30 protein-coding genes are annotated in these 21,721 nt (G+C 56.3%); all 30 read left to right on the forward strand.

Translation table 11 applies throughout. The features are described 5' to 3' along the window. Positions 1 to 52 precede the first annotated feature (52 nt). The 30 genes from AC1DZE_RS12670 to AC1DZE_RS12815 all read left to right on the forward strand — a co-directional run bounded on the left by AC1DZE_RS12670 (position 53) and on the right by AC1DZE_RS12815 (position 21,659). Positions 53 to 487: a hypothetical protein gene (locus AC1DZE_RS12670; protein ID WP_477700126.1), complete on the forward strand. Its 435-nt coding sequence runs from the start codon at positions 53 to 55 to the stop codon at positions 485 to 487. A 90-nt stretch (positions 488 to 577) separates the two neighbouring features. Next, a complete protein-coding gene (locus tag AC1DZE_RS12675) occupies positions 578 to 1,045 on the forward strand; it encodes a nuclear transport factor 2 family protein (RefSeq protein WP_477700127.1) in 468 nt (155 codons plus the stop codon). A gap of 108 nt (positions 1,046 to 1,153) precedes the next feature. Further along, positions 1,154 to 1,402, forward strand: coding sequence for a hypothetical protein (locus tag AC1DZE_RS12680; RefSeq protein ID WP_477700128.1), 249 nt, complete (start codon positions 1,154 to 1,156; stop codon positions 1,400 to 1,402). A gap of 325 nt (positions 1,403 to 1,727) precedes the next feature. Beyond that, positions 1,728 to 2,234, forward strand: a complete 507-nt coding sequence (locus AC1DZE_RS12685) for a hypothetical protein (protein ID WP_477700129.1) — start codon at positions 1,728 to 1,730, stop codon at positions 2,232 to 2,234. A gap of 17 nt (positions 2,235 to 2,251) precedes the next feature. Further along, positions 2,252 to 2,713, forward strand: a complete 462-nt coding sequence (locus AC1DZE_RS12690) for a methyltransferase family protein (protein WP_477700130.1) — start codon at positions 2,252 to 2,254, stop codon at positions 2,711 to 2,713. Between the two features lie 476 nt (positions 2,714 to 3,189). Beyond that, the gene (locus tag AC1DZE_RS12695; RefSeq protein WP_477700131.1) at positions 3,190 to 3,933 is read left to right on the forward strand and encodes a hypothetical protein; all 744 of its coding nucleotides are present in this window, start codon (positions 3,190 to 3,192) and stop codon (positions 3,931 to 3,933) included. A 76-nt stretch (positions 3,934 to 4,009) separates the two neighbouring features. Beyond that, positions 4,010 to 4,324, forward strand: a complete 315-nt coding sequence (locus tag AC1DZE_RS12700; RefSeq protein ID WP_477700132.1) for a 1-deoxy-D-xylulose-5-phosphate synthase — start codon at positions 4,010 to 4,012, stop codon at positions 4,322 to 4,324. 130 nt (positions 4,325 to 4,454) lie between these two features. After that, entirely contained in the window at positions 4,455 to 4,907 is a 453-nt protein-coding gene (locus AC1DZE_RS12705) for a hypothetical protein (protein ID WP_477700133.1), read from the forward strand. A gap of 346 nt (positions 4,908 to 5,253) precedes the next feature. Next, the gene (locus AC1DZE_RS12710; RefSeq protein ID WP_477674358.1) at positions 5,254 to 5,646 is read left to right on the forward strand and encodes a hypothetical protein; all 393 of its coding nucleotides are present in this window, start codon (positions 5,254 to 5,256) and stop codon (positions 5,644 to 5,646) included. Positions 5,647 to 5,724: 78 nt separating this feature from the next. Then, positions 5,725 to 6,099 carry a hypothetical protein gene (locus AC1DZE_RS12715; protein WP_457279018.1) on the forward strand — a complete coding sequence of 125 codons (375 nt, stop codon included), beginning with the start codon at positions 5,725 to 5,727 and terminating at the stop codon, positions 6,097 to 6,099. Between the two features lie 247 nt (positions 6,100 to 6,346). Beyond that, entirely contained in the window at positions 6,347 to 6,856 is a 510-nt protein-coding gene (locus AC1DZE_RS12720) for a hypothetical protein (protein ID WP_477674357.1), read from the forward strand. An 82-nt stretch (positions 6,857 to 6,938) separates the two neighbouring features. Then, positions 6,939 to 7,634, forward strand: a complete 696-nt coding sequence (gene pyrF, locus AC1DZE_RS12725) for an orotidine-5'-phosphate decarboxylase (RefSeq protein WP_477700134.1) — start codon at positions 6,939 to 6,941, stop codon at positions 7,632 to 7,634. A gap of 209 nt (positions 7,635 to 7,843) precedes the next feature. Continuing rightward, on the forward strand, positions 7,844 to 8,296 hold the full coding sequence (locus AC1DZE_RS12730) for a DUF3592 domain-containing protein (protein WP_477674621.1): 453 nt from the start codon (positions 7,844 to 7,846) through the stop codon (positions 8,294 to 8,296). Positions 8,297 to 8,364: 68 nt separating this feature from the next. Beyond that, positions 8,365 to 8,826 carry a hypothetical protein gene (locus AC1DZE_RS12735; protein ID WP_477700135.1) on the forward strand — a complete coding sequence of 154 codons (462 nt, stop codon included), beginning with the start codon at positions 8,365 to 8,367 and terminating at the stop codon, positions 8,824 to 8,826. Positions 8,827 to 8,858: 32 nt separating this feature from the next. Then, positions 8,859 to 9,257 (forward strand): DUF6678 family protein, encoded by a 399-nt coding sequence (locus AC1DZE_RS12740; RefSeq protein ID WP_477700136.1) that lies wholly within the window; start codon positions 8,859 to 8,861, stop codon positions 9,255 to 9,257. A 685-nt stretch (positions 9,258 to 9,942) separates the two neighbouring features. Further along, positions 9,943 to 10,383, forward strand: coding sequence for a hypothetical protein (locus AC1DZE_RS12745; protein WP_477700137.1), 441 nt, complete (start codon positions 9,943 to 9,945; stop codon positions 10,381 to 10,383). Positions 10,384 to 10,473: 90 nt separating this feature from the next. Beyond that, the gene (locus AC1DZE_RS12750) at positions 10,474 to 10,788 is read left to right on the forward strand and encodes a hypothetical protein (RefSeq protein WP_477700138.1); all 315 of its coding nucleotides are present in this window, start codon (positions 10,474 to 10,476) and stop codon (positions 10,786 to 10,788) included. A gap of 86 nt (positions 10,789 to 10,874) precedes the next feature. Continuing rightward, a complete protein-coding gene (locus AC1DZE_RS12755; RefSeq protein ID WP_477671191.1) occupies positions 10,875 to 11,315 on the forward strand; it encodes a tetratricopeptide repeat protein in 441 nt (146 codons plus the stop codon). 51 nt (positions 11,316 to 11,366) lie between these two features. Beyond that, on the forward strand, positions 11,367 to 11,996 hold the full coding sequence (locus tag AC1DZE_RS12760; protein WP_477700139.1) for a glutathione S-transferase family protein: 630 nt from the start codon (positions 11,367 to 11,369) through the stop codon (positions 11,994 to 11,996). Between the two features lie 522 nt (positions 11,997 to 12,518). Next, on the forward strand, positions 12,519 to 13,007 hold the full coding sequence (locus tag AC1DZE_RS12765; protein WP_477700140.1) for an SMI1/KNR4 family protein: 489 nt from the start codon (positions 12,519 to 12,521) through the stop codon (positions 13,005 to 13,007). Between the two features lie 144 nt (positions 13,008 to 13,151). After that, positions 13,152 to 13,904, forward strand: a complete 753-nt coding sequence (locus tag AC1DZE_RS12770) for a transglycosylase domain-containing protein (RefSeq protein WP_477700141.1) — start codon at positions 13,152 to 13,154, stop codon at positions 13,902 to 13,904. Positions 13,905 to 14,008: 104 nt separating this feature from the next. After that, positions 14,009 to 14,356 (forward strand): iron chaperone, encoded by a 348-nt coding sequence (locus AC1DZE_RS12775; protein WP_477674432.1) that lies wholly within the window; start codon positions 14,009 to 14,011, stop codon positions 14,354 to 14,356. A gap of 656 nt (positions 14,357 to 15,012) precedes the next feature. Further along, positions 15,013 to 15,510: a hypothetical protein gene (locus AC1DZE_RS12780; RefSeq protein ID WP_477674433.1), complete on the forward strand. Its 498-nt coding sequence runs from the start codon at positions 15,013 to 15,015 to the stop codon at positions 15,508 to 15,510. A gap of 85 nt (positions 15,511 to 15,595) precedes the next feature. Next, complete coding sequence (locus tag AC1DZE_RS12785; RefSeq protein ID WP_477700142.1) at positions 15,596 to 16,279, forward strand: hypothetical protein; 684 nt, start codon at positions 15,596 to 15,598, stop codon at positions 16,277 to 16,279. A gap of 113 nt (positions 16,280 to 16,392) precedes the next feature. Then, positions 16,393 to 16,785 carry a hypothetical protein gene (locus tag AC1DZE_RS12790; RefSeq protein ID WP_477671184.1) on the forward strand — a complete coding sequence of 131 codons (393 nt, stop codon included), beginning with the start codon at positions 16,393 to 16,395 and terminating at the stop codon, positions 16,783 to 16,785. 165 nt (positions 16,786 to 16,950) lie between these two features. Then, positions 16,951 to 17,772: a DUF4261 domain-containing protein gene (locus AC1DZE_RS12795; RefSeq protein WP_477671183.1), complete on the forward strand. Its 822-nt coding sequence runs from the start codon at positions 16,951 to 16,953 to the stop codon at positions 17,770 to 17,772. A gap of 97 nt (positions 17,773 to 17,869) precedes the next feature. Then, positions 17,870 to 18,547 (forward strand): DUF1444 domain-containing protein, encoded by a 678-nt coding sequence (locus tag AC1DZE_RS12800; RefSeq protein ID WP_477671182.1) that lies wholly within the window; start codon positions 17,870 to 17,872, stop codon positions 18,545 to 18,547. A 97-nt stretch (positions 18,548 to 18,644) separates the two neighbouring features. Then, entirely contained in the window at positions 18,645 to 19,139 is a 495-nt protein-coding gene (locus AC1DZE_RS12805) for a hypothetical protein (protein WP_477671181.1), read from the forward strand. A 150-nt stretch (positions 19,140 to 19,289) separates the two neighbouring features. Continuing rightward, entirely contained in the window at positions 19,290 to 19,829 is a 540-nt protein-coding gene (locus AC1DZE_RS12810; RefSeq protein WP_477674425.1) for a hypothetical protein, read from the forward strand. Positions 19,830 to 20,810: 981 nt separating this feature from the next. Continuing rightward, positions 20,811 to 21,659, forward strand: coding sequence for a DUF1444 domain-containing protein (locus AC1DZE_RS12815; protein ID WP_477671178.1), 849 nt, complete (start codon positions 20,811 to 20,813; stop codon positions 21,657 to 21,659). Positions 21,660 to 21,721 lie beyond the last annotated feature (62 nt).

Here is a 21,721-nt window from a genome sequence, read left to right on the forward strand (position 1 = left end):
GCAAACGTCGTGGTCCGATCATTTTCGACGTTAGACAACATCAGAAGCCGCCATGAGCCTGCATCCAGACTATCCAGTCGTCACGGGAACCTATCAAATGACCGATGAATGGGCGGTCGCTCTTCCTGAAAGGTTCAATCGACGAATAGAAGATGGAAGCCTTGTTCTGTGGAGGGCAACACTCACCTTCTGGGTCACCATTTGGGGGAACGACAAAGGCACACCCGAAGAGCAGCGGCTAGCTTCAATTCTGGAAACAGCCAGCGATCTTCGAGGCGAGCAACAGATCGAACGCACCGGGAAGCTTATCCGGCTGACATACGAATTGCCGGAAGAAGATTACTCCCGGGAAAAGTCTTCCTATAAATCAATTTCCGGTTACGTCATCGCACCCATTGGGCATGTTCAGATTTCTGCTTACTTTGATACGCCTGCCGCTCGCACCCTCGGGTACAAGATCATTCATTCAGTGCGCAATGTTGCTTAACCCTTCCTTTATGCGCACGTGCCCCCGGCGCGCCGCTTAATTCAAACGTTAGGCGCCGCAAGATGCGGCGCGTTCATTCGGAGGTTCCAAATGTCTCTCACTTTGTCTGCATCTGACTTGGCCACGCGCCTGGCAGTCGAGGACGCCGTCGTTCAGATGTTCGTTGCCACCGACGAACGAGACTGGCCAGCGCTGGAGAGTTGCTTTACCAGCCCCTTTACGCTCGACATGACCTCCATGGTCGGTGGAGCGCCGACCGAAATGACGCCAAACCAGGTGGCTCAGGCATGGGCTGCCGGATTCAAGCCGCTCGACCACGTTCACCATCAGATTGGCAACCTTCGAACCGAGGTCAGTGGTAATCAAGCGCTTGTCAGATGCCACGGCGTGGCCTTCCACCACCGGGGCAAAGCAATCGGCCTGAAGAGCCGCATCTTCGTGGGTACGTACGAACTGCAGTTGCTGCCGTTCCCTGACAGATGGCGCATCTCCCGGCTTGTCTTCAAGCTCAAGTTCATCGATGGCAACCTGGAACTTGAGAAGTCGGCATCGCTGTGAGAACGACGCATACCCTCTGTCGAGCGGACGTCTTGCCCGTCACTTCGCGTCGGTCAGGACGCCCCTCATGTCAAACGTTAGATTTCACACAATCCTCAGGGGAAAACATTGATTCCATTGCACTTTCAGCCATCCGTCGAAACAGTAGATGGATATGCCAACGATGCCATTCGGATGACGCAAAAGATCTACGCCGTCGACATTTCCTCCTTTGCCCCATCCACACTGCGCCGAGTCGACTCCGTTCTGGAAGAATGGAAAACCGGCGGTGCCAAGATGGAACAGGTAGCAAAGTCCATCTATGCCTTCGGTTCGTTTGCTGGTGAGGTTTTGCTTAAGGCCAGGCATGGCGAGTAGTTTAAGCCAGATCAACCCTCAAATGACGAGGACTTCTTCGACTATCCGTTCCTGGCTGTTCGCCTGACAGGCGGAGCAGTTTGGCGCCCCATTAATCTTGGCTTTCAAATGATGGACTCAGTGCCAAACTCAAGCTATTGGAACTCAATCGTCGATCTTCTTGGAAGAGTACCAGGTGAAGCCTGACCTATCAATCGACACGGACCCACAACAGCAGGAGGCGGCCTCGCCGCGAAGTGTTGTGCGCCGGTTATCTAACGGCCGGCTATCTAACGTTAGGCGTCACAAGGCGCATAGCCGAACTGCTTACACTGGGAGATCCTGAATGAGCTATGACTTGCTTGTCTTTGCACCCGCTAAGGCGCCGAATGAACGCGAGGCATTTCTTTCCTGGTGGGAAGAGACATCCGAATGGTCCGAGAATCACAGCTACGACGATCCAAAGGTCTCTACACCAGAGCTTCAGGCTTGGTTCCTTGAGATGATCAAGTCGTACCCGGCAATGAATGGCCCCTTCTCTTCGGAAGAGTTTCCAGAAGATGATTCGGCTGTCACTGACTATAGCGTCGGGAAGGAAGCAATCTACGCCGCGTTCGCCTGGTCCAAGGCAGAAGCCGCATATGAGCAGGTCTTTAGCCTTGCAGCCAAGCATCAACTTGGGTTTTTGATGCAAGCTCAGAAACCGGGGCAGTGTGGCTACCGGACGGGAAAGGTGGGCTCAAGCTTTCTCATCAAGGTGAGTCATCAGACACTGACGACAGTGACGCCTAGCCCTTCCATCGAGAGAACGTGGCCCGGCAAGCCGGGCGCCCCCTCTCATGTCAAACGTTAGACCTCAGAGTACAAGCTATGCGCGCCCTAGAACTCAAGATCCCACCGCCGCTCGTGGCGCTAATCATCGCGGTCACCATGTGGATCGCTAGAAATGTTGCGCCGACGCTTGAACTGTCGCCCGCCACTCGTATCGTCGCAGCCGGCGTCGTCGCGGTCATTGGTGGCTACTTCAGCATCGCTGGCACTGTCGCGTTTCGGCGAGCCAGGACCACGGTCAATCCGTTGAAGCCGGAGAGGGCATCGTCACTCGTCACGTCTGGTGTCTATCGGATCACTCGCAATCCAATGTACGTCGCACTCGCCTTGCTTCTGGTGGCCTGGGGCTTCTACTTGTCTGCACCTGCGCTCCTGGCCGGCTCTGCGCTCTTCGTTCTCTATGTCACTCGCTTCCAGATCCAACCCGAAGAGAGGGTACTGCGGCGCATGTTTGGTAACGAGTACACGTCATACACACAGAGGGTGCGAAGGTGGCTGTGAGACCTAACCCTCCTTCAGGCGGACTTGCCCTCGGTGGGCGCATAAGTCAAACGTGAGTGTGTCCATGAGGCCGACAATAGCTGCATCCTGGAAATTTCTGACGCTAGCCGTCTTATTCGGCCCTATGGCGCTCGGCGTATGCGTGCTGCTCCTTCCCCGGTTTCGCTCGTTGCATGGCACAGTTGCCGAATGGATACTCCTGGCCGTACTGTTACTGCTTCCGTTTGTCGGCGCGTTCGGCCTGATCAAATACATGCCGTGCTCGCTCAGGGTTCGAATTGCAATCGCCGTGGCTTACATATTGGCCATGGCTATGCCGGTGCTGCTCACAGCCATCTTCATCGGATGTTCATGGGCGGGCACGTGCTTCTAGGCGCATGCTCTAACATGCTGGGCGATACGGACGCCCAAGGGCGTCCGCGCTTACGGCGCTCCTGTTCTCTGGTCGCTGGTCCTCTCCAACGTTAGGTGTCAATATGCGCTCACCACCCAGAACACCCAAGCCTCTGCGCGACATTCGGTACCTCGAGAGCATCGATCCCCCTCAGCTCGATCTTCCCATGCCGCACTACGCATCGAAGCTCTATGGTTTCCCACGCGCATGTGTAGCTCTTGGCCAGCGCGTCGGAATGAAGTGCGAAGAACTTGGAATGTCTATCGGCCACGCTGATCATCTCTACCTGTGCTTTACACCATCTCTGCCCGATGGGGCAGTCAGGATGACCGAATACGCCACGGAGCATTGGCATCGATTCGTGCTCTGCGGAATGGATCCAGCGTTCAATTCCCTGCCGGACGAAAGAAAACTGGCTGTAGTTACCGAGGCAACGTTTTCAGCACTGCGCATGCTTGCGCCAACCGAGGCGCCAGCGCTTGAAGTGCTTCGACACTCGGTCGAATCAGAAGGCGAGGCGCTCAGAGTGTGCCTTAAGGTCAAAGCGACGAAGCAATACCGTGTACGCGTCGAGCAAACGGTTCCCGTGCATCCACAACCCGCCGAAGTATTCGTTGAAGTCACAAATCTGAGAACGCAGCGCTCGAAGATGATTAGAGTTGCGGAGGTGAAGTTCTACGATGATGCGCCAAGCTTGGTCGATCGCATTGCCATCGTTGATCACAAGCTCACGATCCATCCTCGAAAGTCCTTTCGAGCCAGCCTCATTGGCGCGGACTACCAAGTTCCAATTCAACTTGGCTTGACCGACCTGAGTGGCGCCTAATCCTTCCTTCAAGCGAACCTGCTTGCGGCGGTCCGTTTAAGTCAAACGTTAGACATTAAGAGTAGAGAGCCGGAGCATGAAGCGCATCATGTACATCGAGAACAAATCAGGTGGTTTGAGCGGTTCCGGCCGCATTGGCTGGGTGGAGATGTCGCGCTCGACGCGCTCGTACACGTACGCCGGGAGGCGTTTTCTGAAAACGAAGTCCGGCTACAAATACAACTGCATCGAGGAAGAGACGGGAGCGCGTTACTGGATCTCTGGTCCCAAGAAGAAAGGTGGCGACACGATGTACGGCGGTATTATCGACATTGATGACGATGCAAGGCTTGAGTACTGGGCCAAAGTCCGAGGCCAGCCGGAGTGTATTCATCTAAAGCAAACCAGGTAACCAGACATGTCTGACATTCCGCTTGGCTCGGACACGCAGCAGCAGGATGCTGCTACGCGGCGCTTGCTGCGCACCGGGAAGCCCGAACGTTAAGCCGCATCAGCGGCGCATCTTTCATCATCAAACAAGCATGACAGCACTTCGCGAAATTCACAGGCACAAAAGTACCTTGCAGTTGGCACGCAAACTCCTCACTGCGGCAATAGTGCTTCAGCTCCCGTTTCTGATCGAGATCGCGCTCAGACAAGCCGATTTACTGCTTCACCTGAACATCCTGGGCGACAGGCAAATGCCGGCAAAGGCGTTTTGGTTTTTGAGCTTCACGGCGTCCGCCCTGGCGATCTTCGGGTTCACAATCGTTTGTCGCCAGCTATCGCTATGGGAAGGCGATCTGGAAAACACCGAATTTGTGCAGCGAACCCGGCTACTTGGATCAATGAAAATTGCTGCTGGCATTCAACTCTTCTTCTATCTCGTCTTTCTGCTTCCACTGTTCAGCCTCATTCCAGTAGTTTGGGCCAGGTCGAAAGCCACCGCCGCCATTCAAGATCTTGAGGTCTTGATGCCTGCTCGTCGGCGCTAGGCGGAGGAGCAGTAAGGATGCATATGCCTTCATGTCGCGCGGATGCGTCATGTGGCCGTTCTGACCATGCCAGCGGACAAAAATCGGACCCAATACAGGTAAGTTTTCTCGGTGCCAAGGCTATAGTGCAAATACCGAACCCGCTCCCGGACCTGATCCAGCAAGCGGGCAGACTGCAGTGGGGGATTGCGGGGTTTCGCGGAATTTTTATAACAGTATGAATTTCAGAGCATTGCCTTGAAATCCAGCGTGCAAGCGGCTTACCAAAGGTTCTGATGTCCAGATTAGATTGCAAGCGTCAGGTTATGTCGCAGGTTTTACGAAATACATTACGTTAGGCAGTGCAATGGCTGAGTTTCGTCGCATCACCAAGCGAGACAACAAGGCGAAGTTGTCTGAAATGGCAGTCAAGTACGAGGCGTTACTCTCTGAGGCGCTGGAATTTGCCAAGCGCAAAGCCGAATCGAAGCCACAGGCCGTTCGCGACATTCTCGCCACGGGCACCGTCGAAGGCATTGCATCAAACCTGAACGCCAAGGTGGCTGCAGTGTGCTATCGGGCAGAGCAGTACAGGCGTACGTGGCACAGTCTGACTCCCTGGCAGTATCTTGAGCACACAACCGTCGAAGAACAAGCCGACTCCATGCTCCAGACTGTCGAGGACAACCTCCATATGACGGAAACAAACTCCTGGCCTTCGCCCCCGTCGAATCCCAAACGGACCAAGGCAACTCCGTGAGCGGCGCAGCGCTGCCTAACCTCTCCGTCAAGGGGACGTCCCGCAAGCGGGCCGCTCCTTACGTCAAAGGGTAGGCAAATGCAAACAATCTTGAGTGTTGCGTTCGGCTTCATGGCGGTGTTAGCTGCCACGGCGATTACGGTGTTGGCAGGTTCCCCGTCCGCTGGACACCCAGCTCAGTACGCCGCAGCATTTATAGTCGCGGGGGTGATGCTGTCCGTGCCATTTGCCCTTGTATCCCTTTGGCTCGCTTTGGCTGACCGAGGCATCGAACGTGGCGAGAGGCTACGGATTCTGGGGATCACGCTTTTGGTGATCGGGGCGGCCCGGTGGCTCGGAATCCTCGTGGCGATCGGCCCCGTGTTTGCGGAAGGAAGTCTTCTGCTCATGGCACTTGGCGGGGCCTTTCATATTCGGAGCAAGCAGCTAACCAAAGGGACGGGCAATGCATAACATGGCAGTCGACACGGACGTCCTCGAGGCACGCTGTCGCGCATATGGTCTGCCGATCACTTCTACGTTAGGCCGCAGCAAACTCCCTAGCCCCCAGCACAGATGACATCCCAAAAAAAACATGCCTAGTTTCACCATTGCCGGTCGCTTGGGCCCTGCACTCCTAGGCGGAGCCCTCGTTGCTCCGCTTGGTTGGGTGTCCTTCGGATCACTCCTGCCAGGTGCTGCGGCGCCTGTTGGCGCCTGGATGCTCGCTGCCGCCGTAGCGTTTGGCGCGCCGAGTACATCCAAGGCATGGCGTAGGGTTCTGCTCCTGGCAGGGCTGCTTTCATTTGTGGCGGCCTGGGCAATGTGGGTTGCGGTTTTAGGCGGCACGCAGGGTGCCGTTCAGGCCACACGCGCAGAAAACGCGCCAGGCTTCTCCCTTCTTGTCCTGGTTGGCGCCGTGTTGTTATTGTTCCTTGGACCTCCATTCTTCATCTTGCTCGGTCTGGGACTCATCGTACTTGCCCACTTTGTGGGCCGAGAAGAGACTCTTGACGAGAACTATAACGATGGGTCTTACTACAGGGCCAGCAACAATTACTTGACGAAAACTGCCATTCATTCACGCCACACGGGCAAGAGGCACAAGGACGTCAACGTTCGCCTCAACGGCTTTCCGATACTCAGATTGCAAGGATTTGACTGTTCGAACCGTGGCTCGTCTGATTCGACCGTCCACATTGACGAAAACTTCAAAGTGCAATCCCGATGAAGGGCAAGACAGCTAACAAATCGACCCGATGGCGACGATCTGCGGCGGCGTTTGGCCTCCACCGTTAGACTCCATTTCACATATGCCATCGCCAGTCATCATCGCGCTTGACCTCGAATCCTCGGCTGAGGCGTTGGCGTTGGTCAGTCGGCTCGGCCCCGAAGCCGATCACTACAAAGTTGGCCTTCAACTGCTCACAGAGGCTGGACCGCAGGTAGTTCGAGAGCTGGTGTCAGCAGGCAAACAGGTCTTCCTTGATCTCAAACTTCATGAGATACCGAACTCCGTAGCCAATGCAGTCAAGGCCGCTGGCAAGCTTGGAGTTTCAATGGTCACGGTCCATGCGTCGGCGGGTTCGACCGTTCTACGAGCGGCTGCCAGTGCTGCCGAGTCATACCCCAATCTAAAAGTTCTTGGCCTTACGGTCATCACAAGCCTTTCCGACGCCGAGCTCCCAGAGATCGGGCTCGCACCATCAGTCAAAGACCAGGTTTTCCGCCTCGCTTCGCTGGCTTGCAAGTCAGGCTGCCACGGTATCGTGGCTTCCGCCCAGGAGGCCGCCTGCTTGCGTGGTTCCTTGCCTGCCGGGGTACTCATCGTCTGCCCCGGCATTCAGCTTTCCCAGCCGGCAGCCACAGACCAGGTGCGCATCTCCACTCCTGCTGCGGCGGCCAGGGCAGGCGCCACTCACATCGTCATCGGCCGCGCCATAGCAGGTGCTTCGGAGCCACTGGCCGCGTATCGGACAGCAGTCGAGTCGTTTAGCAATGGCGTCTAACCCTTCAATGAACCGGACATACCCCGGCAAGCCGGCATCTTGTTTTTCGGCGTCGTCCTGGCTACATTCCTGGTTTGGGTAGCATATGAAGTCGCGACACGCCACGCCGCATAAGATATCAACCGGCGCGGAGCCACAACAGCAGGACGTGGGTCCGCCGCATTTGTTGGTGGTCCGATCATTTTTACGTTAGGCCTAAGGAGCCACCGATGTTTCGAATCTTAGGTAGCCGAGTTGTCGCGATCTGTCTTGTTGTGTTTGGCATCTTTCTCATGTATGCCGGTCACAGGAACGCCACCAAGTTTTCGGCATTGCGCGATCACGGCAAGACGACAAAAGCCGAGGTAACCAAGCTGGAGTGGAAGGAGAAGAAGAATAGCCATGCTGACAGCCTGTACACAGCGCATGTTCGCTTCACGACGGAAGACGGTCGCGAAATTCGGACTGAAGTCGGCGTTGCTGCGGAGCTTGGCCGTGCCTTGCGCAGCAACTCTGTCCCATCCACCATGACGGTCCGCTACCTGCCTGAAGCACCCAGCACGCTTCAAGACATCAACCAGGACGACTCCTCTGATGCCCAGAAGGGAGTTGGTCGCTATATGCTGCTTGCGGGACTGGCAATGCTGGTCATCCGCTTCTTCTTTTCAGGGCGTGCGAAATGATGCCTGGCCCTTCCTTCAAGCGGACCTGCCTGCGGCGGTGCAGTTAAGTCAAACGTCAAGTTGCAGAGATGTCTCGTCCGTTACCTCAAATTTCGCCAGCGCAGAAGCAGAATCTTGCGAACCTTTCGCGAGCGCAATCGCATGATGAAGCCACAAGACGAAATCTTGAGGCCATGGGCGAGGAGTTGGACCGGAGCTTCGCCGAGGCCAGGGAGCAACTCGATAGAAATTCGGAAAACCTTGCCAGGCATTACGCTTGGTCTAATCGATACGGACACTGGCTTGCACGAGTGGCACTGATTCCAATTCTTGCTTTGGCAATCGGAATGGTCGTGGTCGTCGTTTTTGGCCTTTGGACTGGCGAAATCAAGGAGCTTCAAAAGTTCAGCAAGCTCTATGTGACTCGTACTGGCAATCCCATTGGCTATTGGGCATCTGTGATTTACCACAGCGCGCTCGCAGCGTTCATTGCGTGGCTCACCGTGGTTGTGTTTCGGGCCGCAAAAATTGGGCGAAACAATGCAACTTAACAGCTTGCTCGGCGTGGACACACAACCAAACAATGCCGCTTCGCGGCGCTGGCTGCGTGCCGGGTAACGCCCACATTAGAGGACAGAGCATGCATCCGGTGATGAACGACACAAAATGGGAGGAGATTCGCCTCGCCATGTACAGCCTCGGTGAGCTTGCTCCGCGCTGGAGAACGCTCGATTTGGAGAATGGGCGTGTTTCCGAATGGGACGGAGAATGGTTTTATCACTTCAGCGTAGGAGGCTATCGGTTCATTGAGTCGCTCGAAATCACTGTTGTATCGCATGCCCAGAAGGAGGCTGTCCTGAGTGCGTTGATTCGAATCCGTGTTCCTGGCGAGCACGCCGAGTACGGGTTTAAGGTGTTCGGCTACGTCGCGGACGGGGCCGCAGTTGACTACCTGGAGCGCTCCGACAGGTCGGAACACTGAAGCTCGGCCTTCCCGCCCCACTGATCCATGTCGGAGGCGACCGTCCTGACGAGGAGAAGCTGCTTGGTACTGGCGGCATCATCATTGGTGGGTATGTCGGGTCGCCAGGTTGTGAAAGGTAGTGCAATGCAATGTAACTGGTGGGCCAACACGGACCCGCAACTGCAGGAGGCGGCTTCGCCGCAAGTGTTGCGGTCCGGTTGCTTTCAACGTTAGGCGTCAGGAGTCCGTGTGCAAGGCAACGAAAGACATCCTCTCAATGTTCCGGGTGACTTCTATGTCCAGGACGGTTGCTGCGTCTCTTGTTTGGTGCCATTCGAGGCTGCGGGAGACATGCTGCGCTTTGACGATGAAGTACGCCACTGCTATGTCTGTCGCCAACCGGCAAGCTCCGGGGAAGAACGGTCTATGGCAGAGGCAATCGGTCTGTCTGAGGTTCGATGCATTCGATACGGCGGCACAGATGCATCAATCCTGAGATTGCTCTCTCAAGCTGGTGAACAAGACCAATGCGATGCAATTTCAAACATCGCCAGCTCACTGCACAATGCCCAAGATCCGAGGCTCAAGAGTGAGGGCGCTCCCGGCAAACGAGTTTGGTGGCTTCGGTGGCGCAAATGACGCCTAACCCTTCCTTCGAGCGCACCCGCCTGCGGCGGTCCGGTTTAGTCAAATGTTATGCCTCATGAAAATGCGATCTCCTCACCTGGCCATTGAGCATATCTGGGAAGACGAATGGATGCTCGAGTTGCGCGTTTCCGCTGACGATGGCTTGTTTTCCGGCGTGACTCAGGTCTATACGACCTGGGAGAGTCTGCGAGACCTCCGGAGCCGGCTTCGAGGCTTTCCTCGCTCGACGAACGACGTAGTTGATGAACTAATCGGTGCGCCTGGGGGGTATTCTTATCTTCGGTTGCGGTTTCATTGCATCGATGGATCCGGACACGCGAAAGTGGAGGTTGAATTGCAGAAAAGCGAGCAGCAGGACGGTGCACTAGACTGTCGGCCACAACTCAAGACATACGTACTTTTTGAACCTGCGGCAATGGACAACTTCGTTTCTCAAATCGACGTCATGATTAGTGCGAAGGGCGGGGCGGCAAAGCTGGTAGGTCATGATGCATAACTTGTCAGTCGACACGGACCCACAACAGCAGAAGGCGGTATCGCCGCAGATGTTGATGGTCCGATCATCTCTACGTTAGAACGTCCCTCAATGTTTCGCTCTGCCACCATCGCTGAAGTCACTGACCTTTTGGAAGACGGCCTTCGCAGGTTGCATCCAGAGCATCGGGCAGCTTTAGGGAAGGCCTGCATAGCTCCGCGTGAGCTGTCGATCGCGGATTCACCGGGTGAGTATGTCGTTGCCGTCGCTGCTTTTGGCGATAAGCTGCTGTACTGGTCCGACGTAGAAGAGGGGTGGGAGCTCGAACGCCCAGACGACGAGGGCGGCATTGCGTCGCGTGGCTGCAACCAATTTGAGCTAATTCATGTCATGTATCAAACGCTGGGAGATCCCGATGCGGTCTAACTGGTCGGCCAACGCGGATCCGCAACTGCAAGAGGCGGCTCCGCTGCAAATGTTGTGGTCCGGTCACCCTCTACGTTAGGCATCACGTGACGGCCGCCGAGGACATTTATTACGATCTGGCGCCCGAAGAGGCGCGGGAACGGCTGCTCGAACTCGCCGGAGATGGGGACCACGAGGCAGAGTTTTATCTTGGTCACTTGGCGGACGAAAGCTCGCCCAGGAACCCGGTCGAAGCACTGGTCTGGTACAAGAAAGCTGCCGCCGGCGGCCTGTTGGAGGCAAAGCATTGGGTTGCGAGCTTCACGTATCACGGCATGGGCACAAGTCAGGACGTCTTGGCTGCCGTCCGCCTTCTCCGTGAATGTGCGGAGGCGGGGCTGGATTCATCCCAGTGGAAACTCGGCCAGCACCTTCTGCAGTTCCCGGAGAACACAACCGAGGCTCTCCGGTGGTTGACGGCGGCGGCAAGCCAGGGGCACACGGGGGCAATCGAGTTGTTGGCTGAAGCCGGTCAACTTCAACGTTAGGCGTCACTTGAAGCACTTCCTTGCATCGTCAATTCAAAATTGAGAGGTCACATGCTCACGCTTTACTACACCCCCAATACTTGTGCGCTGGCAACGCATCTGGCGCTGGCTCATGCAAATGCAGAGTACGAACTGGTACGGATCGACTTTTCGAAGAACGAACAACGGGCGGCCGGCTATCTGAAGGTCAATCCGAAGGGCCGGGTTCCAGCGCTGGTGACTGCACGCGGGGTTTTGACGGAAACACCGGCCATGCTCATGTTCATCGCCCAGACGTACCCGGACGCGCATCTGGCTCCGCTTGATGACACGTTTCGGTTTGCGGAGATGAACGCTTTCAACAGCTATTTGTGCTCCACGGTTCATGTCGCCCACGCCCACCGAATGCGAGGTCACAGATGGGCAGACGAACCTGAAGCGTGGGACGCCATGCGAAGGAAGGTTCCTCAATCTGTGGGTGATGCCTTCTCACTTATTGAGAGTGAGTATTTGCGTGGGCCGTGGGTTCTGGGAGAGGATTTTTCTGTGTCAGATCTGTATCTTCTAACCCTTGCCCGTTGGCTGGAGGGTGACGGGGTGGACCTCTCCCGCCTTCCCCGAATCCTCGATCACCGGGCGCGAATGCTGGCGCTTCCTCTCGTCGAAAAGGTCATTGCTCAAGAGGAGGGGTCGCCGAAATGACACATGACTCTTCCGCCGGGCGGACCCTCCAGAGGTCGCTTCGTGCGTCCTTTGACGCGCCTTTCATGTCAAACGCTAGAAGGCATCAGCATGGGTTTCGATAGCACATGGCAGTTCCTCGGAGGTATCGCAATTGGGCTCGCGGTGGTCGGGTCGTTGTGCCTTCGCGCTGTCGCGTCGTATGTGCTCGAGCGCTGGGGCCGCAGCACGAAAGGTGCAGTGGTACGTTCAGTAGAGAGGAGTGACGTGTACGTTGTGTTTTATGAGTTCACAGCTACTTCGACCTCCGGTGCGCCTCAGATTCAAGCGGGGAAGCAGACGACCCGCTATAGCTTTCACGCCAGGGACAGTGTTGCCGTTCGATATTGGCCGAAATGGCCGAAGCTCAACCGAATTGCGGAGCGCGCCGTCTGAAGGCGGCAAGGACACGGGAGATGCCGTCTAACATATCAATCGACGCACACCCACAACGACAGGATGCGGCTTCGCCGCAATTGTTGATGGTCCGGTCATCTTTACGTTATGTCGCAAACGCCACCGCCTCCTGACGTCGGCAATCTCTGGCAGCGCGTGCACAAGCAATGGCGCGACGCTGGAGTGGGCGTAAGCGCTGGCGCAACTGAGGAAGCGATTGCGGAATTTGAGCGCCGGTACGAAGTAGCTTTGCCTGAGGATGTTCGAGCCTATTTCGTTGCTGAAAACGGAACTGGCCATGAGATGGATGATGTGTATTTCCGCTTTTGGCCGTTGGCGGAGATCAGGCCCGTGAAAGACGAACTGGATGATTCAGGCGGTGTCATCTATCCGGATCGCTTCTCGTATCCCGACTGCTTCGTGTTCGTTGATCATCTTATGAACAGTTGGCTCTACGCCGTCCGACTTACGAGCGACCGGAATCAACTCGCCCCGGTGTACCGCGTCACAGCCTCAGACGAGGGTGGGGAACAGATGACCCCAACATTTCGTCTATTCATGAGCCGATACGCGGATCGGCCGGAGAGCATTCTTTGAGGCCGTTGCGACATAATCTGTCGTTCGAAACGGACGCCCAGCGGCGTTCGCTCCCTTCGGTCGCAGCTTTGCCGGGTCGCCAGTCAACGTCGCGTTAGGCGTCACGAATTCCCTCGCACATCACCCTCCGAGATCAGCCACAACATGAAGATCGGTCAAGCAGTCATTCGCACGATCCTGGGGCTCTCAGGTGCAGGTGCACTTGCCCTGGTTCTCGCAGCCAGCTACTACGCCAACGAAGTGAGGGCTGCCAGAGTTGCAACACCATCTCTGGTTTCCGAAACCTGGAAGCGCTTTGGGGCGCAGCTGAAACCCACAGACTTGTCGAAAGACAGGCAAGCGATGTTGTTGGCAATCGAAGACCCGGCGTTCACCCGGCATCACGGCGTCGATCTTGAAACCCCAGGCGCAGGAATGACGACCATCACGCAAGGTTTGGTCAAGCTCATTTACTTCCCGGACGGGTTCAAGCAAGGTATCGCCAAAGTTCGCCAGACGCTGATCGCGCAATACGCTTTGGATTCGCTGGTTTCCAAAAACGATCAAATGCAGCTGTTCCTGAATATCTGCTACCTGGGCAGCAAGAATGGCCAGCCTGTTCATGGTTATGCGGCCGCCGCACAGGCATATTTTGGCAAGAGCTTTGCTGAACTCACTGACGAAGAATTCCTGTCGCTCGTCGCGATGCACATAGCCCCCGATAACCTGAAGCCCGGGACGCCCGAAAACACCCAACGCGTTCAACGTATTCACGCCTACCTCTCTGGCAAGTATCGGCCTGCGAGCCTGCTGGATGTTGAGTACAACGGAAAGCAACACGGAACACTGGCGGAAGAAGCCCTCATGTCATTCTTGCGGCTTGTCACTGACGCAAGGCCTGAGCGCGCTGGCAGCTAACGCACTTGACTTGCCGTGGTGCCCAGCCTTTTAATTGAGAGAACGCGTCCCGGCAAGCCGGGTCACGCCTCACATCTCAAGCGTTAGGCAACACAAATTACGCCATGGCTTTCGCATCACATGAAGAGTACTTCGCGAGCGTGCCCGCTGACTCGCGCCTTCTGCTTCAATCTATTCAGAAAAAGGCTGAAGCGCTGGTGCCTGACGCCTCGCGTTGCATAAGCTACAACATGCCCGCGTTCAAGCGCGGGCGGGTGTTCTTTTACTTCGCTGCATTCAAGAAGCACATTGGCGTCTATCCGCCCGTCACGCAAGATGCAAGCCTCATGCAGGAGCTCGCGCCATACCGTGGCGAAAAGGGCAACTTGTCCTTCCCGTTGAAGGAGGAACTTCCAATCGAGCTCATTGGCCGGGTTGCCCTGGCGCTGTCGCGAGAGTACGGCTGCAAGTGAGCGGCGAGCGTGGTCTCTGACCTTTCGTTGCTTCCTGGAGTTCCCCACGCCGCAGGTAGGGCAGTGTTGTCCGCGCCGACGCTGCAGCATGCGCGCGTCGAAGCCGGCCTCTGTATGAGCTGGAACAAAGACTGCGCCTTGTTCGTCGTCTTTGCTTTGCTATCAAATCAGTAGCTGCTTGCGCTCATCCGCATTGGTCTGGGGGCCTGTTTCGCATATGAAAATGCCCAAAAACAATTGATTTTGGCGCTGCCATACCTCGCAAAAGACCCTGTAGTGGCCTCCAAAGGGCGGTTTTGACCTCTTTTTAAGCATAAAAACTGGCTGTAGCCCAATGTGGACAAGCGCAAGCAGCTATTAAATCAATAGCATTTCGAGCGGGAAGGGGGCTTATCTGACGACCGGACTCGTGCGCACGCCTGTGCTTGTCTGTCGCATCCACGCCATAGATTCCAAAGCGTTCTTGGCGAGGTCGATTCTCATGGTGATAATCGCCGTGATTTGCCTTCCCAGGTGAACTGATGAAGCCGCAGGTCTCACGACCGGAGGCCCGCCTGGGATGGGGATCCTCGCATTCATGCGAGACAAGCGGCGAGCACTGGATAAGGACCCCGTGCGTTCGTCACTGATGTACTTCTGATATTGGGGGGATTGCTTTGAGCCTGACAAAGATTTCACTTGTGCTGTTCATTGGGGGCCTGGTATGGCTCGGTGCCGAGTATGCGGAGGACCGCAAGCGCCCGTCGCGCCACAAGGTCCCTTCTGAGGCTGAATTGAGCACTGCCACAGGCAAAGCCCTGAGCGCCCGCGTTGTCGAGCGCAAGACCAAAAAGGGTGTACTGGCGAGCCGCTATGCGGAGCTGGACATACAGACCTCCGCAGGCATCGAGACTGTGCGCGTGGGCGAGCCGAATTCTGAGCGCGCGCTGGACGGGCTGGGCGGCGAAACCGTGACAGCCAGGTTCGATCCGAAGGATGAGAAGTCGGTGTTCAGTCTGAGCACCCCAAACCGCCAGGTAATCGCGTACCGGGATACAGCTGCGTTCAAGGCCAAGCTTGTCGAGGGCAACAGCGGCGGCTACACCATTGGCTGGATCGCAGTAGCGTTGGGCGTTCTTGGCTTCTGGTTCGGCCGTAAGGTGGCCGCGAGTTGACCAGAAGTGCAGTGTCTTGGTCGGGGCCGCGCAGCTCAAACGGGGGCACGGTATTTCTGCTACTCAAAACAGCCACCCCAATCTCATGAGTCATGTCGCCGAGCCCATTTCTCCCCAGTTCGCAGCGAGCGCGCTGCGGAATTTGCTGGCGCCGGCGTTCGAACCCCTTCAGGGCTGGAAGGGCGGACGCGGCCACAGCTGGTTCACGAGCTCCACCAAGCTGTTCAAGCTTGAGTTCTACGGGCGCGTACCCAGTTGGTCGTTCGAGTTCGCATTGAATCTACGCCCCAGGTATCCGGCCCCTATGAAAGCCGCTGTCTCGTCGATGGCGAGCTTCGATCTGGAGATTGACCTCAAGCGATTGGCCGACGCGCGCAACCTGCCATTGAGCCTCACTGGCGTGCTGCCGGGTGGCGAGAACCAATACACCATGGCGATGAACAACGGCCCGGCAACGGAGCACGCCGCGGCTGAGCTTGCCGCTGTGCTGGCGCATGCACTGCCGTTGCTGGCAGGGATCGACAGTTGGCAGGCGCTGGACCATTGGGCCAACCGCGTACCGGATGCCGACTGCCCGTTTCGGTTCTTGCGTCGGCCCACCACCTGGACACCCATGAACCACCATGCCGACCTCGCCATCGCCAGGGCAGCAGATGCGCCTGACTTTGCCGCCCGGGCATCGGGCAAGCTGTCTCGCTACCGCGAGCGCGGCACGCCGATGGTTGGCTTTCTGGAAACGTTTATCGCCGCATGCGGCCTGCCCACATGAGCCGGCGTGGCGCCCGGAACCCTCCATTCAATGGTGTAGCCGCCATTGTTGGCCTTGGCCGCCTCGCCAAGCAGGGTTGTACCGGGTATCTCAAACCTTAGGCGTCACCGGCCATGCAAAAACTTCTACTCGTCGGTGCGTGCTGGGCCTTCTGGCTGATTTATGTCGTCGCGACCGTCAAGACCGATCTGAGAGCCGGCATCTCCTTGTGGCCATTCGTCAAGATGGCAGTCGCTGCCGTTGTTGCCGGATACGTCAGCTCAGTCCTTCTGCGCCCTTCGACCGAAGCTCAGGATGAAGCCGAAGAATCCCACTGGCGGCCCATGCCGCTGTTGATCAGGGTTGTCCTGGCCGTCGCAATCTTCACTGGAGGCCTTGGGCTGATCGCCATGAGCCTGGCTACCTCTTTGTTCGGTGTCATCGGAGTGGTGATCGGGATTGCCTGCTTGCCCATAGCGCTCTACTTTCTTGTCGCCGGCAAATACAATCCGCACGATGTGCCTTGAGTACTCTAAAAAGGGCACTGAACCCTTCTATCGGGAGGTGCTGATCGGAAAACCGGTCAGCACGGCCCTTCCAAAGCGTTAAGCTGTGCACGTGACGGCAATTCCACTCTTGCTATCTGACGCGGACCACAGGCTTAATACGCGGAAAGCATCACACACAACACCATGCGTTCACTTTTAGCCCTGCTTGCGTTTGTCATCACCTCAACACTCGCCACGGCTGCAGAGCCCAGCAAGGTCAGGACTAGCTCGTTTGTACTTCTTGCTGAATCAAGGCTTCCCGATGCAGCGGCCTTTCGTGCACAGCTTGAGGTGCGGCTCAAGGGAAGGGTCAAGATTGATGACATGGAAACAGACGGCCAAAAGGTCATTCTTCTTCGATCGCGGGGTGGCACCGTGATGATTGGGCTGATCGATGCGCCCCTGCCAAAAGGCCAGATTGACGACTTGTGCCAAGGCGCCTGGTACTGGAGGAGGGCCTGCGAAGAGACTGCCCGGCACAAAGCCCATGTCTACGTCAGTATTCTGGACACGAATCTCGATCAGCTGGACGCTTATCTCTTGCAGACCGATGTGGTGGCCACGCTGATGGACCAGAATGCCATCGCAAGCTATTGGGGCGCGAGCCTGCAGTCCCGAGAAGCGTTCCTGAAACAGAGCGGGCAGGCCAGTCGTGCGGGGCCGCCCGTTTGGCTCTGGACTAACTTTCGTATCTCAACCGATGTGGAGAAGGGGTTCTCGCTGTCCACACAAGGAATGGAGAAGTTTGACCTGCGGGAGATCGAAGCCAAGGACGTGAACCGAAATGGCCTGGAAGTTTTCTCCCTGCTCATGAACATGGCCCAGTATCTCGTCAGCAGCGGACCGGTGATTAAAGACGGGGAAACGATAGGCGCTTCACCAGCGTTGAACATCAGGGTTCACCAGGGACCGTCCTACTGGCGGGAAGGTGTCACAGTCTACAGAGTGACGTACCCAAAAGAATGATTTGATGTCCGGATTAGATTGCAAGCGCCAGGCTATACCGCAGGGTTTGCGGCATACATTACATTCGGCGTCACTATCTAACTTTGCGTACCCAGTCATGATTCGAAAACTCCTGTCACTTCTCATCTCCTTTGCCGCATCTTCCGTCGCTTTCGCACAACCGGCTCAGTCGTTCGACAACAGCTCCTCGAACCTCATGGTGGTGTTACGGGAGTCTGTTGGTTCGAACAGGCAGGACGAATCGCTGGTGCCAATGGGTAAAACCAAGGTCAAGCTTGCGGACGGCAAGGAAATCGAAATCGAAACGGGATGGTACTCGTACATCGGAGACATGCACGTTCGTTTTGTCTTCGATACACCCACGTCAATGCCGAACGCCTCTCCGAAAGACCTGGAGCGCTTGAGGCTCACGCCGGAGGCCGCGCTCGAGCTTGCGGTCAGCAACATCAAGCGTGTGTATGGAGAGCCCAAGGCGACTCCCTGGAACGATCTCATGCAGGTCAAGGGAACGTCGCCCGATCTCGACAGCAGCTATTTCCTCGACCGGGAGTTTTGGCTGGGTCTGCTCAAACAACATCCTGAAGGTGTTGTTGCCCTCGTTGCGAAGCGTGGTGGGTTACTCTACTCACCCTTGTCGGACCAAAAGGCCGTCGAGGGAATGCGAAAGGGAGTTGAGTATTTGCACTCCAGCAGCGAACGTCTTCGTGTCTCTTCTGCGCTGTATCTTTTCAAGGACGGAAAGTGGTCAGTCTTCCAGGCTCCAGTGGCGAGGTAGTGGAGCGCCGCGTGACGCCTAACCCTTTCAGCGGGAGGGCGTTCAACATTGGGCTTCGCCTGCTGTCGGCCGCCTCTCATGTCAAACGTTAAGCCGCATGAAACGCTTTACCATCACCCTCATCCTTTGTATCGCAGCGTCTGGTGCATCGACCCATCAAGACAGACGACTTTCGCTGTCTTCGGGAGGAGCAATTCCCGAACTGCCTCCCCGGTATGCAGCAACGCGCGTTCAGATCGAGTTCTCGAAGGGCAGAGCAGGAAGGCTCACGAAGCTGACACTAACTTCCGTCGGAAAGAGCACTGTCGTAAAAGGCTGCTTGCTCGAACTTGTCCCTGCCAGTTCGCGGAAAGGAGTTGCCCTGGCTGGGTCCTGGTATCACGACAAGCAATTCCTGCCCGACTACATCCAGGTTCTGTTCAAGACGTCGCCATCACCTCGCGGCCTTCCAGAAGAGCCTGGCGTCTTGTTCCTATTCAGCCTGGAAGACGCACGACTACTTGAGGTCAAGAAGATAGTTCCGCTTCCCCAAGAACACGCGGTCGAGTATCAAGAAATCGCGCTACATGATGGTTGCCCCGGCAAGCCGTAGGCCACGTCGCCGTATGCGGCCTAACCCCTTGCTCAAGCGCCGACGCGCTACGGCAAGCCGTCTCGCCTCCGCGCGTGTCTTTGCTCAAGCGTTAGGCCTCACATGACTATCTGGCGATTCATCTTGCTTGGACTCGCATGGGGCTTGGCCATGTTGGCCTTCTTTCTTTATGATTTTCGAGGCGGTTCGAATCCAGTCCTCACGCTTCTTCTGGTGACGGGCCTATTTTTGATTGGTGGCATCCTGTTTGGTGTTTCCATGTTCCTCTTAACGAAAGTCGCAGCTCGTGTTGCCGGTTTCGACATATCGAAGACTCAAAAGACCAAGCTTGGACTTCGGAACTCGATTCTCATCGCTGCGGGTATCGTGCCTTCTGTGGCAATCATCGGGGTCGTATTCACGCTTCAATACGAATTCTTGTGGGTAGCACTGGCGGCATGCTTGGGGCCCACACTTGTTCTCTTGCCGGGCTCGGCCAAGTCAATCAGTGGCCGATTGCTGTTCGTTCGATGCATTGGTTCGGTGACAGTGGGTGCACTCGCCGCCGCTACAGCCGGTGCATTGTTCATGTCCTTCGAGTTGGCTCCGGTGTTCATGTTGACGTGCGTTGCGTATGCGGCGGCTTGGACTATCGCTCAAGTTATTTCTATATTGGTTCGTCCGCATTTCAGTCAGGAGGCAGGGCAGTGACGGCGAAATCCAACATGTCGCTCGATGCCGACCCACAGCTGCAGAAGGCCGATTCGCCGCGAGTATTGCCGTCCGGTCAGCTCCAACGTTGTCCAGCATCGATCCGCAGCGCAGGCATGCGAACCGAAATGGCATGAGAGCTTCGACCTGGCTTCGGTGCGTTGGCTACTCTGTCGTAGTCATTGCTTTACTGCTGCTTTTGAGGGTTGGCGACCTGTTGCCATTTGACCTTTCTCTTTGGTTTCAAGTTCTCTGGTCTGGCGCTTCGACTCCGCGCTACATGCGTGTCGTTCCCACGAGGGAGTCGAGTATGCTCGCGTGGGGTTTGCTGGCATTTGGCCTCATCCTGATTGCGACGGGTTGGGCGCTAAAGCCGAAACGAGAGGAGAAGTGACTTATGGTGACTTATGCATAACATGTCAATCGACACGGATCCACAACAGCAGGAGGCGGCTTCGCCCCGGGTTTTGGTGGTCCGGTCATCTTCACGTTAGGCTCCTTCTTCCCTACCTCATGCTTGCAAAGCTATTCGCAGCACTCCTGGCACTCTCTGGAGTACTGCTGGTCCTTGTCGGGAGCGCGGCTATCATCCAGGCCGAACCCAACTCACCCATGTTCTTTGGAATGCTATCTGCCATCGTCGCGTTCGGAGTGGGCTGCCTCATCGCCTCCATCGGTGTCTTCAGAATGCGGCGATACGGCTTCGTTTTATGCATTGGCCTGGGCGTAAGTGCCGCCGGCCTCGCGCTTATCGTTTCTGAATCTGCAGGCCAGGGAGTACTCTGGCCAATCTTTGCGTTCATGACGGCCAGCGGCGCTGCCGGCTTGTTTGTAAAGTCAGGCGCCGATGTTGCGGGATGAACCGCGCCGTGACCAAGTGTTCAATTTTCTTGACGGCATATTGCCTTCGCTCTACAGCCTGACAGCTCACGTCGAACTTTCGGCGTCTTTCAGCGTCATCAATTTGCAAGGGAGCTAGTTTTGAACAAAGCATGTGCAGTATCGGCAAGTTTGTTGGCCTTCTTCTCAGTTGAAGCCGCAGCCCAAGCCATACCAATGGAGGAACAGACATTTACTGAATTTGCCGCACAAGCAGTACGGCGCGAGGTTGGCGACACGCCTGTCTCAATAAAGGGGCCACTTACATTGTCGGTTGGCGCCTCGCAGGCCAATCTAGAGAGGGTTTTCGGTTTTTGCCGCTCTAATAATTCTGGTTGCGTATCCGAAATCGACCGGTATGCCAAGGGTGTGGCGCAAGTGCTAAAACAACAGAATGCGCCGGTAGATAAAAGCTCAGTGCGCCTCGTTGTCCGGTCAAGCGAATATATCAAGCGAGCGCAGGAATCTTTGGGTAGTGATGGCCCGACGCTTCAGGCGAAACCACTCGTTGAAGGGCTGGTATCGGTAGCCGTGCTCGATACGCCGCGCGCGGTGAGACCGCTTGATGATCGCGACCTGAGAAAGCTCAACATATCACAGAATCAGCTATTTGAACTTGGTGGTGAGAATCTGCAAGCCACACTGAAACCTCTCGCTGACAGTGCGAAGCCCGTCGGAAACGGGCAGATTGGAGCTATTCCAGGTAGTGTGTATGAGGTCGGCCGCGTCGCCATTCTTTCTCAGTGGGCATCTCTTGCAAATGCTCAGCAAGGTCTCCTTGTTATAGCTCTGCCAACAACGGATATGGTCTTGTACATATCGGAATCCACTCCGTCAGCAATAGATGCGCTTCGGGCGCTCTCCAAAGACACCGCTGCAAAATCATCCAATCCTCTTTCGCCAACCACCGTACTCAAATGGACCGCTGAGCGATGGATGCCAGTGCAGTGAGTGCCAAGGTGGCCGCATCAATGCCTGACCCTTCCATCAAGAGGGCGCACCCCGGCATGCCG

This window comes from Polaromonas sp. P1_F1 (genome assembly GCF_056405795.1).

Excerpts from the sequence above, each read along its gene's own strand:
- AC1DZE_RS12670 (WP_477700126.1), top strand. The coding sequence starts at position 53 with ATGAGCCTGCATCCAGACTATCCAGTCGTCACGGGAACCTATCAAATG.
- AC1DZE_RS12675 (WP_477700127.1), top strand. The coding sequence starts at position 578 with ATGTCTCTCACTTTGTCTGCATCTGACTTGGCCACGCGCCTGGCAGTC.
- AC1DZE_RS12685 (WP_477700129.1), top strand. The coding sequence starts at position 1,728 with ATGAGCTATGACTTGCTTGTCTTTGCACCCGCTAAGGCGCCGAATGAA.
- AC1DZE_RS12690 (WP_477700130.1), top strand. The coding sequence starts at position 2,252 with ATGCGCGCCCTAGAACTCAAGATCCCACCGCCGCTCGTGGCGCTAATC.
- AC1DZE_RS12695 (WP_477700131.1), top strand. The coding sequence starts at position 3,190 with ATGCGCTCACCACCCAGAACACCCAAGCCTCTGCGCGACATTCGGTAC.
- AC1DZE_RS12700 (WP_477700132.1), top strand. The coding sequence starts at position 4,010 with ATGAAGCGCATCATGTACATCGAGAACAAATCAGGTGGTTTGAGCGGT.
- AC1DZE_RS12705 (WP_477700133.1), top strand. The coding sequence starts at position 4,455 with ATGACAGCACTTCGCGAAATTCACAGGCACAAAAGTACCTTGCAGTTG.
- AC1DZE_RS12710 (WP_477674358.1), top strand. The coding sequence starts at position 5,254 with ATGGCTGAGTTTCGTCGCATCACCAAGCGAGACAACAAGGCGAAGTTG.
- AC1DZE_RS12715 (WP_457279018.1), top strand. The coding sequence starts at position 5,725 with ATGCAAACAATCTTGAGTGTTGCGTTCGGCTTCATGGCGGTGTTAGCT.
- AC1DZE_RS12720 (WP_477674357.1), top strand. The coding sequence starts at position 6,347 with ATGCTCGCTGCCGCCGTAGCGTTTGGCGCGCCGAGTACATCCAAGGCA.
- pyrF (WP_477700134.1), top strand. The coding sequence starts at position 6,939 with ATGCCATCGCCAGTCATCATCGCGCTTGACCTCGAATCCTCGGCTGAG.
- AC1DZE_RS12730 (WP_477674621.1), top strand. The coding sequence starts at position 7,844 with ATGTTTCGAATCTTAGGTAGCCGAGTTGTCGCGATCTGTCTTGTTGTG.
- AC1DZE_RS12735 (WP_477700135.1), top strand. The coding sequence starts at position 8,365 with ATGTCTCGTCCGTTACCTCAAATTTCGCCAGCGCAGAAGCAGAATCTT.
- AC1DZE_RS12740 (WP_477700136.1), top strand. The coding sequence starts at position 8,859 with ATGCCGCTTCGCGGCGCTGGCTGCGTGCCGGGTAACGCCCACATTAGA.
- AC1DZE_RS12745 (WP_477700137.1), top strand. The coding sequence starts at position 9,943 with ATGAAAATGCGATCTCCTCACCTGGCCATTGAGCATATCTGGGAAGAC.
- AC1DZE_RS12750 (WP_477700138.1), top strand. The coding sequence starts at position 10,474 with ATGTTTCGCTCTGCCACCATCGCTGAAGTCACTGACCTTTTGGAAGAC.
- AC1DZE_RS12760 (WP_477700139.1), top strand. The coding sequence starts at position 11,367 with ATGCTCACGCTTTACTACACCCCCAATACTTGTGCGCTGGCAACGCAT.
- AC1DZE_RS12765 (WP_477700140.1), top strand. The coding sequence starts at position 12,519 with ATGTCGCAAACGCCACCGCCTCCTGACGTCGGCAATCTCTGGCAGCGC.
- AC1DZE_RS12770 (WP_477700141.1), top strand. The coding sequence starts at position 13,152 with ATGAAGATCGGTCAAGCAGTCATTCGCACGATCCTGGGGCTCTCAGGT.
- AC1DZE_RS12775 (WP_477674432.1), top strand. The coding sequence starts at position 14,009 with ATGGCTTTCGCATCACATGAAGAGTACTTCGCGAGCGTGCCCGCTGAC.
- AC1DZE_RS12785 (WP_477700142.1), top strand. The coding sequence starts at position 15,596 with ATGAGTCATGTCGCCGAGCCCATTTCTCCCCAGTTCGCAGCGAGCGCG.
- AC1DZE_RS12790 (WP_477671184.1), top strand. The coding sequence starts at position 16,393 with ATGCAAAAACTTCTACTCGTCGGTGCGTGCTGGGCCTTCTGGCTGATT.
- AC1DZE_RS12795 (WP_477671183.1), top strand. The coding sequence starts at position 16,951 with ATGCGTTCACTTTTAGCCCTGCTTGCGTTTGTCATCACCTCAACACTC.
- AC1DZE_RS12800 (WP_477671182.1), top strand. The coding sequence starts at position 17,870 with ATGATTCGAAAACTCCTGTCACTTCTCATCTCCTTTGCCGCATCTTCC.
- AC1DZE_RS12805 (WP_477671181.1), top strand. The coding sequence starts at position 18,645 with ATGAAACGCTTTACCATCACCCTCATCCTTTGTATCGCAGCGTCTGGT.
- AC1DZE_RS12810 (WP_477674425.1), top strand. The coding sequence starts at position 19,290 with ATGTTGGCCTTCTTTCTTTATGATTTTCGAGGCGGTTCGAATCCAGTC.